The organism is Mycobacterium sp., assembly GCF_032159775.1.
In the GTDB taxonomy this organism is placed as follows: Bacteria; Actinomycetota; Actinomycetes; order Mycobacteriales; family Mycobacteriaceae; genus Mycobacterium.
The window spans coordinates 1-14,335 of record NZ_JAVHWK010000006.1; the positions used below are offsets into that span (position 1 = coordinate 1).

Annotated in this window: 15 protein-coding genes and 1 tRNA gene; 11 read left to right on the forward strand and 5 right to left on the reverse strand. The window is 65.8% G+C overall.

What is annotated here, in order from left to right:
- Positions 1–58: 58 nt before the first annotated feature.
- The 3 genes from QOJ24_RS00475 to QOJ24_RS00485 are packed head-to-tail and all read left to right on the forward strand — an operon-like array spanning position 59 to position 2,047.
- On the forward strand, positions 59–733 hold the full coding sequence (locus QOJ24_RS00475) for an HAD-IA family hydrolase (RefSeq protein ID WP_526258036.1): 675 nt from the start codon (positions 59–61) through the stop codon (positions 731–733).
- Positions 726–1,202: a low molecular weight protein-tyrosine-phosphatase gene (locus tag QOJ24_RS00480; RefSeq protein WP_526258038.1), complete on the forward strand. Its 477-nt coding sequence runs from the start codon at positions 726–728 to the stop codon at positions 1,200–1,202. Before QOJ24_RS00475 ends, QOJ24_RS00480 begins: the two co-directional genes overlap by 8 nt.
- On the forward strand, positions 1,199–2,047 hold the full coding sequence (locus tag QOJ24_RS00485) for an SURF1 family cytochrome oxidase biogenesis protein (protein WP_526258040.1): 849 nt from the start codon (positions 1,199–1,201) through the stop codon (positions 2,045–2,047). The genes QOJ24_RS00480 and QOJ24_RS00485 overlap by 4 nt, the downstream gene beginning before the upstream one ends.
- Here QOJ24_RS00485 and QOJ24_RS00490 read toward each other — a convergent pair.
- On the reverse strand, positions 2,001–2,957 hold the full coding sequence (locus tag QOJ24_RS00490; RefSeq protein ID WP_526258144.1) for a cobalamin biosynthesis protein: 957 nt from the start codon (positions 2,955–2,957) through the stop codon (positions 2,001–2,003). The two genes, QOJ24_RS00485 and QOJ24_RS00490, sit on opposite strands and share 47 nt — an antisense overlap.
- Positions 2,958–3,004: 47 nt before the next feature.
- Here QOJ24_RS00490 and QOJ24_RS00495 point away from each other — a divergent pair, with 47 nt between their 5' ends.
- Both QOJ24_RS00495 and QOJ24_RS00500 read left to right on the forward strand, forming a co-directional pair.
- Positions 3,005–3,832, forward strand: a complete 828-nt coding sequence (locus QOJ24_RS00495; protein WP_526258042.1) for an oxygenase MpaB family protein — start codon at positions 3,005–3,007, stop codon at positions 3,830–3,832.
- 77 nt (positions 3,833–3,909) lie between these two features.
- Positions 3,910–4,302, forward strand: a complete 393-nt coding sequence (locus QOJ24_RS00500; RefSeq protein WP_526258044.1) for a VOC family protein — start codon at positions 3,910–3,912, stop codon at positions 4,300–4,302.
- Between the two features lie 18 nt (positions 4,303–4,320).
- Here the strand turns inward: QOJ24_RS00500 and QOJ24_RS00505 are convergent.
- The 4 genes from QOJ24_RS00505 to QOJ24_RS00520 all read right to left on the reverse strand — a co-directional run bounded on the left by QOJ24_RS00505 (position 4,321) and on the right by QOJ24_RS00520 (position 6,094).
- A tRNA-Val gene (locus QOJ24_RS00505) sits at positions 4,321–4,395 on the reverse strand.
- A 115-nt stretch (positions 4,396–4,510) separates the two neighbouring features.
- Entirely contained in the window at positions 4,511–4,972 is a 462-nt protein-coding gene (locus QOJ24_RS00510; RefSeq protein ID WP_526258046.1) for a peroxiredoxin, read from the reverse strand.
- A 31-nt stretch (positions 4,973–5,003) separates the two neighbouring features.
- Complete coding sequence (locus QOJ24_RS00515; RefSeq protein ID WP_526258048.1) at positions 5,004–5,429, reverse strand: DUF3052 family protein; 426 nt, start codon at positions 5,427–5,429, stop codon at positions 5,004–5,006.
- 89 nt (positions 5,430–5,518) lie between these two features.
- Positions 5,519–6,094: an Rv2240c family protein gene (locus QOJ24_RS00520; protein ID WP_526258050.1), complete on the reverse strand. Its 576-nt coding sequence runs from the start codon at positions 6,092–6,094 to the stop codon at positions 5,519–5,521.
- A gap of 139 nt (positions 6,095–6,233) precedes the next feature.
- Here QOJ24_RS00520 and aceE point away from each other — a divergent pair, with 139 nt between their 5' ends.
- The 6 genes from aceE to kasB all read left to right on the forward strand — a co-directional run bounded on the left by aceE (position 6,234) and on the right by kasB (position 14,320).
- A complete protein-coding gene (gene aceE / locus QOJ24_RS00525; protein ID WP_526258052.1) occupies positions 6,234–9,023 on the forward strand; it encodes a pyruvate dehydrogenase (acetyl-transferring), homodimeric type in 2,790 nt (929 codons plus the stop codon).
- A 52-nt stretch (positions 9,024–9,075) separates the two neighbouring features.
- Positions 9,076–10,362: a PucR family transcriptional regulator gene (locus QOJ24_RS00530; protein WP_526258054.1), complete on the forward strand. Its 1,287-nt coding sequence runs from the start codon at positions 9,076–9,078 to the stop codon at positions 10,360–10,362.
- A gap of 127 nt (positions 10,363–10,489) precedes the next feature.
- Positions 10,490–11,398 (forward strand): ACP S-malonyltransferase, encoded by a 909-nt coding sequence (locus QOJ24_RS00535; RefSeq protein WP_526258056.1) that lies wholly within the window; start codon positions 10,490–10,492, stop codon positions 11,396–11,398.
- An 85-nt stretch (positions 11,399–11,483) separates the two neighbouring features.
- Positions 11,484–11,786 carry a meromycolate extension acyl carrier protein AcpM gene (gene acpM, locus QOJ24_RS00540; protein WP_526258058.1) on the forward strand — a complete coding sequence of 101 codons (303 nt, stop codon included), beginning with the start codon at positions 11,484–11,486 and terminating at the stop codon, positions 11,784–11,786.
- On the forward strand, positions 11,783–13,033 hold the full coding sequence (kasA, locus tag QOJ24_RS00545) for a 3-oxoacyl-ACP synthase KasA (protein ID WP_526258060.1): 1,251 nt from the start codon (positions 11,783–11,785) through the stop codon (positions 13,031–13,033). Before acpM ends, kasA begins: the two co-directional genes overlap by 4 nt.
- 33 nt (positions 13,034–13,066) lie before the next feature.
- Positions 13,067–14,320, forward strand: coding sequence for a 3-oxoacyl-ACP synthase KasB (gene kasB, locus QOJ24_RS00550; protein ID WP_526258062.1), 1,254 nt, complete (start codon positions 13,067–13,069; stop codon positions 14,318–14,320).
- The last annotated feature ends 15 nt before the right edge of the window (positions 14,321–14,335 follow it).

A 14,335-nucleotide genomic window follows, 5' to 3' on the forward strand; every position in this document is an offset into this window, starting at 1 on the left:
TCCGCGGGTTCGACTTGCCACATCACGACACTAATGCGCCGTCGGAGACAATGGATGCGTGACGACCCTGGACGACACCGCCGCCGCTACCCGGCCGCAGCTGGTGATCTTCGACCTCGACGGCACCTTGACCGACTCGGCGCAGGGCATCGTGTCCAGCTTCCGCCATGCCCTCGACGAGGTCGGTGCCGAGATTCCGGACGGCGACCTGGCCGGCCGCCTCGTGGGGCCGCCTATGCATCAGACCCTGACGGCGATGGGCCTCAAAGACCCCGACGGCGCGATCGCCGCCTACCGCGCCGACTACTCGACCCGCGGCTGGGCGATGAATGCCCTGTTCGACGGCATTCCGCAACTGCTCACCGACCTGCGGGCGGCCGGGGTGCGGCTGGCGGTGGCCACATCGAAGGCCGAACCGACCGCACAGCGCATCCTCGAGCACTTCGGGCTGGACCAGCATTTCGAGGTCATCGCCGGTGCCAGCCTGGACGGTGTGCGAGCCACCAAGGCCGAGGTGGTGGCGCACGCACTCGCCGCGCTCGAACCGCTGCCTGATCGCGTCGTGATGGTCGGCGACCGCGCGCACGACGTGGAGGGTGCCGCTGCGCACGGCATCGCCACCGTCGTGGTCGACTGGGGCTACGGAGCGGCCGACTTCGCCGAGCCGACCGGCGTCGCCGCGGTTGCGCATGTGGCGACAGTCGACGACCTCCGCGAGGTGCTGGGTGTCTGAGCCCCTGCACATCACATTCATCTGTTCGGGCAACATCTGCCGCTCGCCGATGGCGGAGAAGATGTTCGCACATCAGATCAGCGAGCGCGGCCTGACCGACGAGGTGCGGGTCACCAGCGCGGGGACCGGCGACTGGCATGCGGGCGAGGGTGCCGACAATCGCGCGAACCGCGTGCTGCGCGAGCACGGCTATCCGACCGAACACCGGGCCCGGCGCATCAACGAGGACCACCTGTCCGCCGATCTTGTGGTGGCGCTCGGCCGGAACCACGAGCGGATACTGCGCGACATGGGTGTCTCGACCGACCGGCTGCGGATGCTGAGGTCTTTCGACCCGAAGTCGGGCGCCCACCCGCATGACGTGGAGGACCCGTACTACGGCACACATGACGACTTCGAAGACGTGTTCACCGTCATCGCAGCCTCGCTGCCCGGCCTGCACGAGTGGGTGGACGAGCAGCTCCGATGACCGAAGCCAAGAGCGAAGAATCCAAGTCGCGGTGGACGTTCCTGCTGCGCCCGGGTTGGCTCGCGCTGTTCGTCGTTGTGATCGCCTTCGCCTACCTGTGTTTCACCGTTCTCGCGCCGTGGCAACTCGGCAAGAACACCAAGACGTCGCGCGAGAACTCTCAGATCACGCGGTCACTGAAGGCAGAACCGGTCCCGCTGACAAGCGTTCTGCCACAGCAGGATTCCTCTGCACCCGATGAACAGTGGCAGCGGGTGACGGCCACCGGACACTATATGCCCGACCGGCAGGTGCTGGCGCGACTCCGGGTGATCGAAGGGGACCCAGCCTTCGAGGTCCTGGTGCCGTTCGCCGTCAACGGTGGCCCGACCGTGCTTGTCAACCGCGGTTATGTGAAACCCGAGCAGGGCTCCCGGGTGCCGCCCATCGCACCGGCGCCGAGTGGGACGGTGACGATCGTCGCGAGGCTGCGCGACTCCGAGCCCTCACCGCAGGGCAAGGCGCCGTTCCGGGCGGACGGAGCGCAGCAGGTGTACGCGATCAATACGCAGGAGATCTCCACGCTGCTGAACGTCCCGCTGACCGGCGCCTATCTGCAGCTTGTCGAGAATCAGCCGGGCGGCCTCGGTGCGATAGGGCTGCCGCACCTGGACGCGGGACCGTTCCTGTCCTACGGCATCCAGTGGATCGCGTTCGGCATCTTCGCGCCAATCGGGTTGGGTTACTTCATCACTTCGGAGATCCGGGCGCGCCGACGCGAGAGGGCCGCCGCGCAGAGTCGGCCTGCCAGTGCTGCGCTCACCACAGAGGAGAAACTCGCCGACCGCTACGGCAAGCGGCGCTGACCGCCAGCACCGCCGCAACGAGCTGAACCAGCCGCGACAGCCGTACCGCCCGAACGAGATCGGTGATCTGCGGGGCCGGCCCGTCGCCGAGGCTGGGCCGGATCTCCAGCTCGTGCGCGTATTGCGTCGGCCCGCCGAGTCGGACGCCGAGCGCACCGGCGAACGATGCTTCCACCACACCCGCATTCGGGCTCGGGTGTCGGGCAGCGTCGCGCCGCCACGCCCGCACCGCGCTGAGAGGCGACCCGCCCACAACTGGTGCGCAGATCGCCACCAGCGCCCCGGTGACGCGAGCGGCGACGAGGTTCAATGCGTCGTCGAGTCGCGCTGCGGCCCAGCCGAATCGGCGGTAACGCGGCGAGCGATGACCGATCATCGCGTCGAGGGTGTTGGCGCCGCGGTAGACCAGCAATGCGGGCACGCCACCGATGGCAGCCCACAGCAGCGGCGCCACCTGCGCGTCGGCCGTGTTCTCGGCGACCGATTCGACGGCTGCGCGCGTCAGGCCGTCGGCATCGAGCGCGGCGGGGTCCCGGCCGCACAGGGACGGCAGGAGGCGTCGGGCGGCATCGATGTCGCCCCGCGCCAAGAGGTCAGCCATCCGGGTGCCGGTGCGCGTCAACGACGTGCCCCCCAGCGCCACGAACGTCGTCGCGGCGGTCAGAGCGGCGATCCAGGCGGGTCCCCGCCGGTAGCCGAACCGCTCCCCCGTGACGCCCCCGAACCCGAGCACACCGAGCAGGGTGGCGGTGTGAACGACGCCCGCCCACCGGTCGTCGGCGTACGTGAGCCGCTCGAATCGGGCGGCGCCTCCGCCGAACAGCGCAACGGGGTGTCCGCGCCGGGGATCGCCGAACGCCAGATCCGCCAGGAAACCGGCCGCAATGCCGGTCGCCCGGCCGGGACACATCGGCGCAAACACGCTGCGAGCGTCTCACAAGGTGGTGTACTCGGCTCATGAGGCTGGGCCCACCGCGGCGGCCGACCAGGGTGGTCGATCTGATCAACCCTGCGGCGGTACTGGCGCCGGCGGCCAATGTCATCATGCAGTTGTCGCTGCCCGGCGTCGGCTACGGCGTGCTGGAAAGTCCCGTGGACAGCGGCAACGTGTACAAACACCCGTTCAAGCGGGCCAGGACAACCGGCACGTATCTCGCCGCCGCCACCCTCGGGACGGACGCCGATCGAGCGCTGATTCGCGACGAGGTCGACAGAGTCCATGCACTGGTGCGGTCGAAGAAGTCAAGCCCATTGTCATACAACGCATTCGATCCGAGGCTGCAACTGTGGGTGGCGGCATGCCTGTACCGGTACTTCATCGATCAGCACGAGTTCCTCTACGGGCCACTCGACGACGAGTCCGCCGATGCGATCTACCGCGACGCCAGCAAGCTGGGCACCACATTGCAGGTCCGAGAGGATATGTGGCCCGCTGACCGCGTCGCGTTCGACGAGTTCTGGAAACGGACCCTCGACGAGCTGAACATCGACCCGCCGGTGCGCAAGCACCTGCACGGTGTGGCCACGATGGCGTTCCTGCCCGCCCCTCTGCGGTTGCTGGCAGGCCGGTTCAACCTCTTCGCCACCAAAGGTTTTCTTCCCGAGGAGTTCAGGGCGCACATGTCGATGTCGTGGTCGGCGACCCAACAACGCCAATTCGACTGGCTGCTGGGAGCTCTACGGATTGCCGACCGCGTCATCCCGCGCGACGTGTGGATCTTGGGCTATCGAATGTACCTGTGGGACATGCGTGCTCGAGCACGGCGAGGAAAGCGTGTGGTCTAGCCGACACCGGTGAACCCGCCGCGAGTGCGGATCGTATAACTGGCAATCGATCGATTTCGAAAGTGAGTGTGGGACCAATGGCGGTACTCAATCACGTCGCAGTCACCGTGCGTGACGTCGACGCAAGCGCGCCCTTCTATCAAGCGCTGTTCGGCTCCGACCCGGTGCTCGACGAGCACACCGACGCCGGGTTCCGGCACGTGGTGTGGGCTTTCGAGGACGGCACCATCTTCGGTATCCACCAGCACGACAAACCACTGGAGGGTGGCCGGTTCACCGAATTCCAGGCGGGCCTCGACCACGTCGGTTTCGGCTGTGCGGACCGTTCGGAGCTGGAAACGTGGGTGAAGAAACTGGACGAGCTGGGCGTCGAGCACGGCGGCATCGTCGACGCCCACTACGGCTCGGGGCTGAGCTTCCGCGACCCCGACGGCATAGCACTGGAGTTTTTCGCCCCGCCCGCGGGATAGCGAGCCAGACTCGGGTGTTGGTGGGCGCGGACGGTATCGAACCGCCGACCGCTGGTGTGTAAAACCAGAGCTCTACCACTGAGCTACGCGCCCGTCGCTGGGAGGCTACCGGGTAAATCGCCGAACTTGGAAATCCAATAACCGGCCGCGAGCGTGCGCAGAATGCCGCTCAACACCGGCGTGTCGCGTGCAGACGCGCACGCTCGCGCTACGTGGTGAGCGCCGACAGCGCGTCGGCCCAGACCGCCTGATCGCGCGCCTCGCCGGGCTCTTTCATCTCGGCGAAGCGGATGATCCCGGACCGATCGACGACGAACGTGCCCCGGTTGGCGAAACCCGCGTCAGAGTTGAACACCCCGTAGGCCGCGGCAACCGCGCCGTGCGGCCAGAAGTCGGCCAGCACCGGAAACGTGAAACCGCTCTGAGTGGCCCAAACCTTATGTGTCGGTGGCGGTCCCACCGAGATAGCCAACGTGGCGGTGTCGTCGTTCTGGTAGGACGGAAGCTTATCGCGAATCTCGTCCAACTCGCCCTGGCAGATACCGGTGAACGCAAGGGGAAAGAACACCAGCAGCACGTCCTTGGCGCCGCGGAAGTCACTCAGGCTGACCGGCTGACCGTTCTGGTCCTTGAGGGTGAAGTCCGGGGCCTCGGTCCCGGGTTCCCGCATCAGTGCGGTCTGTTCTTTGCGCAAGCGCTCATCAGCGCCGCCCCGCCGCCTTGGATTTTGGTTGGACCAGCCGACTGGCGCTCCAGTCGCCGACGTTTGCCGACGACGTCTGCATCAGCCCCGCCGTAGGCGCCGACTCGGCGATCTCGGCGGGCATCACGTGCCCCGAATGACCCGTTTTAGGGGTAAGAACCCAGATCACGCCATCGTCGGCCAGCGGCGTGATCGCGTCCATCAGCCGGTCCACCAGGTCGCCGTCGTCATCGCGCCACCACAGCAGCACCACATCAACAACGTCGTCGGCGTCCTCGTCGAGCAGCTCGCCGCCGCAGGCATCTTCGATGTCGGCCCGGATGTCGTCGTCGACGTCGTCGTCCCAGCCCAGTTCCTGCACAACCTGATCTTTTTGGATGCCCAGCCGTTGGGCGTAGTTCGGGGCGTCTGCCGCCGCGACCACCGTCGGTCCTCCTTCAATCTTCAAATGCTCGTACGTTGGTCCTATCGTCGCACGACCCGCGCATTCGGCGACGCGCGGCGCTGAAAGCTTTACCGATACGCCGCATCGCAGAGGTCCAGCGCCGTCGTCTTGACGTCGTTCAACTTGGAGACCGAGGCGTTGAATTCGTCGGGTCCGTAATTGCCCGCGATGGCGTTCGCAACGCCCCGAGCAGCATCGACCCAGGCGTTGAGCGCGTCGCGCAGCTCGGGCGACAGCGGATCGGTCATGCTCTGGGCGACCAAATCGGCACTTTGGTTGAGCGAGTCGACGGCCGGTCCGGCCTTGGACGCCGCGTCCGGGGCACTCGAATTGAACGACGTCACGTAATTGTTGACCGCGGTGATCGAGTCCACACTGCTCGAGCTCAACGCCTCGCACGAGGCGTGCACGGCCTCTGTGGTCGCCGATTTCCGACGTTCCGACTCCTTGGAACTCGACGACAGTGACGACTCCTCCGCCGAAGCCGACACCGAGGCCTTGTAGACCGGTGCGTCGCCAGCGTTCACCGTCGGCGACCCTTGGATGACGGAGGAGCATCCGACGACGATCATGGCGAAACCGGCCACGACTCCGACCACCAGCGCGAGGATCCGCAGCCGCGGTGACCTGGTCAGTCCTCCCATCCGCACAGTCTGAAGAGGTTACCGGTTTGGAAGGTCGGTTGGCGGTTCATTCCACTAGCCACCACCGGCGGTGCAAGTGGGGCACGATGGGGGGATAGAGGTTGTCGCAGACCTAGACCTGAAGACCGAGGAGTGGAAGTTGACCACCGAGTTCGCGCGCCAGGATCTGGCGCAAAACTCCGGCACCGCAGCCGAACCCGACCGGGTACGCGTGATCCGCGAAGGCGTTGCGTCCTACCTGCCTGATATCGATCCCGATGAGACCACCGAGTGGCTGGAGTCGTTCGACCAGTTGCTGGAACGACAGGGCCCTGCGCGGGCCCGCTACCTGATGCTGCGGCTGCTCGAGCGTGCCGGCGAACAACGAGTGGCCATCCCGTCGCTGACGTCCACCGACTACGTCAACACCATCCCAACCGAGCTGGAGCCCTGGTTCCCCGGCGACGAGGAGATCGAGCGTCGCTACCGGGCCTGGATCCGATGGAATGCGGCCATCATGGTGCACCGCGCTCAGCGTCCGGGAGTTGGTGTGGGCGGCCATATTTCGACGTACGCCTCTTCGGCCGCGCTCTACGAGGTCGGTTTCAACCACTTCTTCCGCGGTAAGTCCCACGCCGGCGGCGGCGACCAGGTCTACATCCAGGGCCACGCATCTCCGGGCATTTACGCCCGGGCATTCCTGGAAGGTCGGCTGAGTGCGGACCAGCTCGACGGCTTCCGGCAGGAACACAGCCACCCCGGCGGCGGCATCCCGTCGTACCCCCATCCACGGCTGATGCCGGACTTCTGGGAATTCCCGACCGTGTCGATGGGCCTTGGCCCCATGAACGCGATCTTCCAGGCCCGGTTCAATCATTACCTGCACGACCGCGGCATCAAGGACACCTCTGACCAGCATGTCTGGGCTTTCCTCGGCGACGGCGAGATGGACGAACCGGAAAGCCGCGGTCTGATCCAGGTGGCCGCCAACGAGGCACTCGACAACCTCACCTTCGTGGTGAACTGCAACCTGCAGCGCCTCGACGGCCCGGTTCGCGGAAACGGCAAGATCATCCAGGAGCTGGAATCGTTCTTCCGCGGTGCGGGATGGAACGTCATCAAGGTGGTATGGGGCCGCGAATGGGATGCGCTGCTGCACGCCGACCGCGACGGCGCCTTGGTGAACCTGATGAACACCACGCCCGACGGGGACTATCAGACCTACAAAGCCAACGACGGCGCCTACGTCCGCGACCACTTCTTCGGTCGCGACCCGCGCACCAAAGCGCTTGTGGAGCCGATGAGCGACCAGGAGATCTGGAACCTCAAGCGGGGTGGGCACGACTACCGCAAGGTGTACGCCGCCTATCGTGCGGCGACCGAGCACAAGGGGCAGCCGACGGTCATTCTGGCCAAAACGATCAAGGGCTATTCGCTTGGCTCGCACTTCGAGGGCCGCAACGCCACCCACCAGATGAAAAAGCTTGCTGCAGAAGACCTCAAGCAGTTCCGGGACGCCATTCGCATTCCAGTCAGTGACGAGGAACTCGACAAGAATCCCTATCTGCCGCCGTACTACCACCCCGGCCCGGATGCACCCGAGATCCGGTACATGCTCGACCGACGACGGACGTTGGGCGGCTTCGTGCCTGAGCGGCGGACGAAGTCCAAGGCGATGACGCTGCCGGGTCGCGACACCTATAAGGCGCTCAAGAAGGGCTCGGGAAACCAAGAGGTTGCGACCACCATGGCGATGGTGCGCACGTTCAAGGAACTGCTGCGCGACAAGGAGATCGGCCCGCGAATCGTACCGATCATCCCGGACGAGGCGCGCACGTTCGGTATGGACTCGTGGTTCCCGAGCCTCAAGATCTACAACCGCAATGGGCAGCTGTACACGGCCGTCGACGCGGGATTGATGCTGGCGTACAAGGAAAGTGACATCGGCCAGATCCTGCACGAAGGCATCAACGAAGCAGGGTCGACTGCGTCGTTCACCGCGGCGGGCACGTCCTACGCCACCCACAACGAACCGATGATTCCGCTCTACATCTTCTATTCGATGTTCGGTTTTCAACGCACCGGCGACGGATTGTGGGCCGCCGCCGACCAGATGGCCCGCGGCTTCGTGTTGGGTGCGACGGCAGGCCGGACCACGCTCGTCGGCGAGGGACTCCAGCACGCCGACGGACACTCGCTGCTGTTGGCGGCCACCAATCCTGCTGTGGTGGCCTATGACCCTGCGTTCGCCTTCGAGATCGCCTACATCGTCGAAAGCGGGTTGGCTCGCATGTTCGGCGAGGATCCGGAGAACGTCTACTTCTACATCACCATCTACAACGAGCCCTACAAGCAGCCCGCCGAACCGGAAGGCCTCGACATCGAGGGCCTGCTGCGAGGCATCTACCGCTACCGGCCCGCGCCGGAGCAGAAGTCCAAGCAGGCGCACATCCTGGTGTCGGGGGTGGCGATGCCATCGGCGATCAAGGCGGCGGAGTTGCTGGCCGACGAATGGGACGTGGCGGCCGACGTCTGGTCGGTGACCAGTTGGGGTGAGCTCAACCGCGATGGCGTCGAGATCGAGAAGGAGAAGCTGCGCTACCCCGACCGCCCTGCACGCGTGCCGTACATCACCAAGGCCTTCGCCGATACCCGGGGGCCGGCCGTGGCCGTCTCGGACTGGATGCGCGCGGTTACCGAGCAGATCCGGCCCTGGATGCCGAACACCTACGTCACGTTGGGCACCGACGGTTTCGGGTTCTCCGATACCCGTCCCGCGGCGCGGCGTTACTACAACACCGACGCCGAATCGGTGGTGGTGGCGGTGCTGGAGGCGCTTGCCGTCGATGGGGAGATCGACCAGTCGCAGGCCATCGAGGCGGCCAACAAATACGAAATCGATGACGTGCTGGCAGCGCCGGAGCAGACCTCAGACCCCGGAGTGGCCTGACTCGCGGCAGTTGTTGGAGGAAACCGCCAGAAAACTGGCGTAGCTTTTAGGGATGACCGACAATCGGTTCGTCCCTCCCGCCTCCACGCTCGAGGTATTGGAGACCATCCCCGAGTCGGTGCTTCGCCGGTTGAGCCAATATTCGGGCCGGCTGGCCACCCAGGCGGTGCACGTCCTGGAGGAACGGCTGCCGTTCTTCGCCGACCTCGAAGCCTCGCAGCGCGCCAGCGTCCAGCTGGTGGTGCAGACCGCGGTGGTGAACTTCGCGGAGTGGATGCGCAACCCCAACGGCGACGTCAGCTACACGGCGCAGGCCTTCGAGGTAGTGCCGCAGGATCTTCGCAGGCGCATCGCGCTGCGGCAGTCCGTGGAGTTGGTGCGCGTCACCATGGAGTTCTTCGAGGAAGTGGTGCCGCTGCTGGCCCGATCCGAAAAGCAGCTGACCGCGTTAACGGCCGGCATCCTGCGGTACAGCCGCGACTTGGCGTTCGCTGCCGCCACCGCATACGCCGACCAGGCCGAGGCGCGGGGCGCCTGGGACACCAGGATGGAAGCCAACATCGTCGACGCGGTCGTACGCGGCGACACCGGGCCCGAACTTCAGTCCCAGGCCGCGGCGCTGAACTGGGACGCCACCGCACCCGCCACGGTCATCGTCGGTATCCCGCAGCCCGACCGCATCGACCTGGCCAGCGACGACGTTCACGATGTGGTCAAGAGACACGGGCGCGCGGCGCTGTCGGACGTGCATGGCACCTGGCTGGTGACCATCGTGTCGGGCCCGCTGAGCCTCACCGACCGATTCCTCAGCGACCTTCTCACCGTTTTCGCCGAAGCGCCCGTGGTCATCGGACCGACCGCACCGACGCTCTCTACAGCGCACTGGAGCGCCACCGAGGCGATCGCGGGGATGAACGCCGTCGCGGGCTGGACCGGTGCGCCGCGACCCGTCGTCGCGCGTGAGCTTTTGCCTGAACGGGCCCTGCTCGGCGACGCGTCGGCCATCGCGGCACTGGAAACCGAGGTGATGAGGCCGCTGGGCGACGCAGGTCCGGCATTAACTGAAACGCTGGACGCTTATCTGGACTCCGGCGGCGCGATCGAAGCGTGTGCCCGCAAGTTGTTCGTTCATCCAAACACCGTGCGATATCGCCTCAAACGCATCGCCGACTTCACTGGGCGAGATCCGACCACCCCGCGCGACGCGTACGTCCTGCGGGTGGCATCCACCGTCGGACGGCTGACGAGGCAAGCACAGCATTCCAGCACGTCGAACATGGCCAGCGCACAGATATCGACCCGCCCAAAGGCCGCACCCAGCGAGGACCGGGCAGGCTAACAGATTTCGGTCAGATATCGATGGTGTCCCATCACATGCTGTTTTGTGGGATCTCCACAAAAGAATAAGACGAGGTTCATAATCTCTTACACCGCGCAGATGGGTTCCCACAGTGTTCTCTTAGAGAGTGCTCGCATTGCTTGCTCCCGGACAGGGATCGCAGACGCCCGGCATGCTCGCCTCATGGCTGGAGCTGCCCGGTGCGGCTGACCGTATCTCCACCTGGTCGGAGTCCAGCGGTCTAGACCTGGCCACACTCGGCACCACCGCGACAGCGGAGGAAATCACCGACACCGCCGTAACGCAGCCGCTTGTCGTGGCCGCGACGCTGCTTGCCTGGGAAGAGTTGACCAAGCGCGGCCTGCTGGCCGGACGGGACTTCATCGCGGCCGGGCACTCAGTCGGCGAGATCGCCGCCTACGCGATCGCCGGCGTGATCTCCAGCGACGACGCAGTGGCGCTGGCCGCCACCCGCGGCGCGGAGATGGCCAAGGCGTGCGCGACCGAGCCCACCGGCATGTCCGCGGTGCTCGGCGGCGACGAGGCCGAGGTGCTGAGCCGCCTCGAAGCGCTGGACCTGGTGCCCGCGAACCGCAATGCAGCAGGCCAGATCGTCGCAGCGGGCAGCCTGACCGCCCTGAGCAAGCTGGCCGAGGATCCGCCGGAGAAGGCGCGCGTCCGCGCTCTTGCCACCGCCGGCGCTTTCCACACGCACTACATGGCGGCCGCCACCGACGGGTACGCCGCGGCGGCTGACGGCATCTCAACCGCCGAACCGACCGCCACCCTGCTGTCCAACGCCGACGGCCAGCCGGTCGCCTCGGCGGCCGACGCCATGAGCAAGCTGGTCGCACAGCTGACTCGGCCGGTGCGCTGGGATCTGTGCACGGAGACTCTCCGGCAATCGAACGTGACCGCGATCGTCGAGTTCCCGCCCGCCGGAACACTCGCCGGAATCGCCAAGCGAGAACTGAAAGGGGTTCCGACGAAGGCCGTCAAAACCCCCGCCGACCTGGACGGGCTATCCGAGCTCTAGAGGTCTGATTCCCGGCGCCGTCGGGGACAGCACAACTGCATATCAACGTAATTCGCAGTAACACAACAAATTAGAAGGAGCCATAGTGGCCGCCACTCAGGCAGAAATCATCTCCGGTCTCGCCGAGATCATCGAAGAAGTCACCGGCATCGAGCCGTCGGAGGTTACCCCCGAGAAGTCGTTCGTCGACGACCTGGACATCGACTCGCTGTCGATGGTCGAGATCGCCGTTCAGACCGAGGACAAGTACGGCGTGAAGATCCCCGATGAGGACCTCGCAGGCCTGCGCACCGTAGGTGACGTCGTCTCCTACATCCAGAAGCTCGAGGAAGAGAACCCCGAGGCTGCCGCAGCGCTGCGCGAGAAGATCGAAGCGGATCGCACGTGACCAGGCCTTCCACTGCTAACGGCGGTTTCCCCAACGTTGTGGTGACCGCCGTCACGGCGACGACATCGATCGCGGGCAACATCGAGAGCACGTGGAAGGGCTTGTTGGCGGGCGAAAGCGGCATCCGCGTCCTCGAGGACGAGTTCGTCACCAAATGGGACCTGCCCGTGCACATCGGTGGCCACCTGAAGGAGCCCGTCGACGACCATATGGGACGGCTGGACCTGCGACGTATGTCGTATGTCCAGCGGATGGCCAAACTGCTCGGTGGCCAGATCTGGGAGGCCGCGGGGTCACCCGAGGTCGATCCGGACCGCTTCGCCGTCGTCGTCGGCACCGGTCTGGGTGGCGGCGAGAAGATCGTCGAGACCTATGACCTGATGAACGAGGGCGGACCCCGCAAGGTGTCACCGCTCGCCGTTCAGATGATCATGCCGAACGGCGCCGCTGCCGTCATCGGCCTGCAGCTCGGCGCCCGCGCCGGCGTCATGACGCCGGTATCGGCGTGTTCGTCGGGCTCGGAGGCCATCGCGCACGCGTGGCGGCAGATCGTCATGGGCGACGCAGACATCGCGGTCTGCGGTGGCGTGGAGGGCGGCATCGAAGCGCTGCCGATCGCGGCGTTCTCGATGATGCGTGCCATGTCGACCCGCAACGACAACCCCGAGGGTGCTTCGCGTCCGTTCGACAAGGACCGCGACGGCTTCGTGTTCGGCGAGGCAGGTGCGCTCATGGTTATCGAGACCGAGGAGCACGCAAAGGCTCGCGGCGCTCAGCCGCTGGCTCGGATCATGGGCGCCGGCATCACCTCCGATGCCTTCCACATGGTCGCGCCTGCCGCCGACGGTTTGCGCGCCGGCCAGGCGATGAAGCGCTCGATGGAACTTGCCGGCCTGGAGCCCAAGGACATCCAGCACGTCAACGCCCATGCCACGGCCACCTCGATCGGTGACACCGCGGAGGCGAACGCGATCCGCGTCGCCGGTGTGCAACACGCCGCTGTGTACGCACCGAAGTCCGCGCTCGGCCACTCCATCGGTGCGGTCGGCGCGCTCGAGTCGGTACTGACGGTGCTGTCGCTCCGCGACGGTGTCATCCCGCCGACGCTCAACTACGAAACACCCGATCCGGAGATCGATCTGGACGTCGTCGCGGGCGAGCCCCGGTATGGCGACTACAAGTACGCGATCAACAACTCCTTCGGATTCGGTGGACACAACGTCGCGCTGGCTTTCGGCAAGTACTGACGCGCAGGGGGGGAAAGGAACCATCGCAGCGAAATGACTGGGTTGGCTACGGGGAACGGCTTCCCCAATGTTGTCGTCACGGGTGTTGCCATGACGACTGCCTTGGCAACCGATGCTGAGGGCACGTGGAAGAAGCTTCTGGAGGGACAGAGTGGCATCCGGCTTTTGGATGACTCGTTCGTCGAGGAATACGACCTTCCCGTTCGAATTGGCGGGCACTTGCTGGAGGATTTCGACGGTGAGCTGACGCGGGTCGAGCTGCGTCGGCTGTCGTATCTGCAGAAGATGTCGACGATCATGAGCCGGCGGGTCTGGAAGAACGCCGGTGAACCCGAGGTCGATCCCAAGCGACTGATGGTGTCGATCGGCACCGGAATGGGATCGAGCGAGGAGCTGCTCTTCGCCTACGAGGGCATGCGGGCCAAGGGCCTGCGTGGGGTTTCGCCGCTCGCGGTTCAGATGTACATGCCCAACGCGGCAGCCGCCGCGGTCGGGCTGGAACGCAAGGCCAGGGCCGGGGTCATCACCCCGATCTCGGCGTGCGCGTCCGGCTCCGAGGGCATCGCGCACGCATGGCGCAACATCGTGCTCGGCGAGGCTGACGTGGCCATCTGCGGTGGCGTCGAGACCAAGATCGAGGCGGTGCCGATCGCAGGATTCGCGCAGATGCGGATCGTGCTGTCGACCAGTAACGATGACCCGGCGGGCGCATGCCGTCCGTTCGATAAGGATCGCAACGGTTTCGTGTTCGGCGAAGCCGGAGCACTCATCGTCATCGAGACCGAGGAGCACGCAAAGGCGCGCGGAGCCAACATCATCGCGCGCTTGATGGGCGCAAGCGTCACGTCGGATGGATATCACATCGTCGCGCCCGACCCCAATGGTGAGCAGGCGGGCCACGCGATGACGCGTGCCATCCAGCTGGCCGGCCTTTCGCCGACCGACATCGATCACGTGAACGCGCACGCCACCGGCACCAGCGTCGGCGACATCGCCGAAGGCAAGGCGATCAACAACGCGATGGGCGGCCACAAGCCTGCGGTATTCGCACCCAAGGGTGCGCTGGGCCATTCGGTCGGCGCAGTCGGTGCCGTCGAATCCATTTTGACGATGCTCGCGCTGCGCGACGGTGTCATCCCGCCGACGCTCAACCTGAAGAATCTGGACCCGGAAATCGACCTCGACGTCGTGGCCGGTTCGCCGCGACCCGGCAACTACAACTACGCGATCAACAATTCGTTCGGATTCGGTGGGCACAATGTGGCGCTCGCCTTCGGGAAGTACTGAGCGCCCCGATATCCG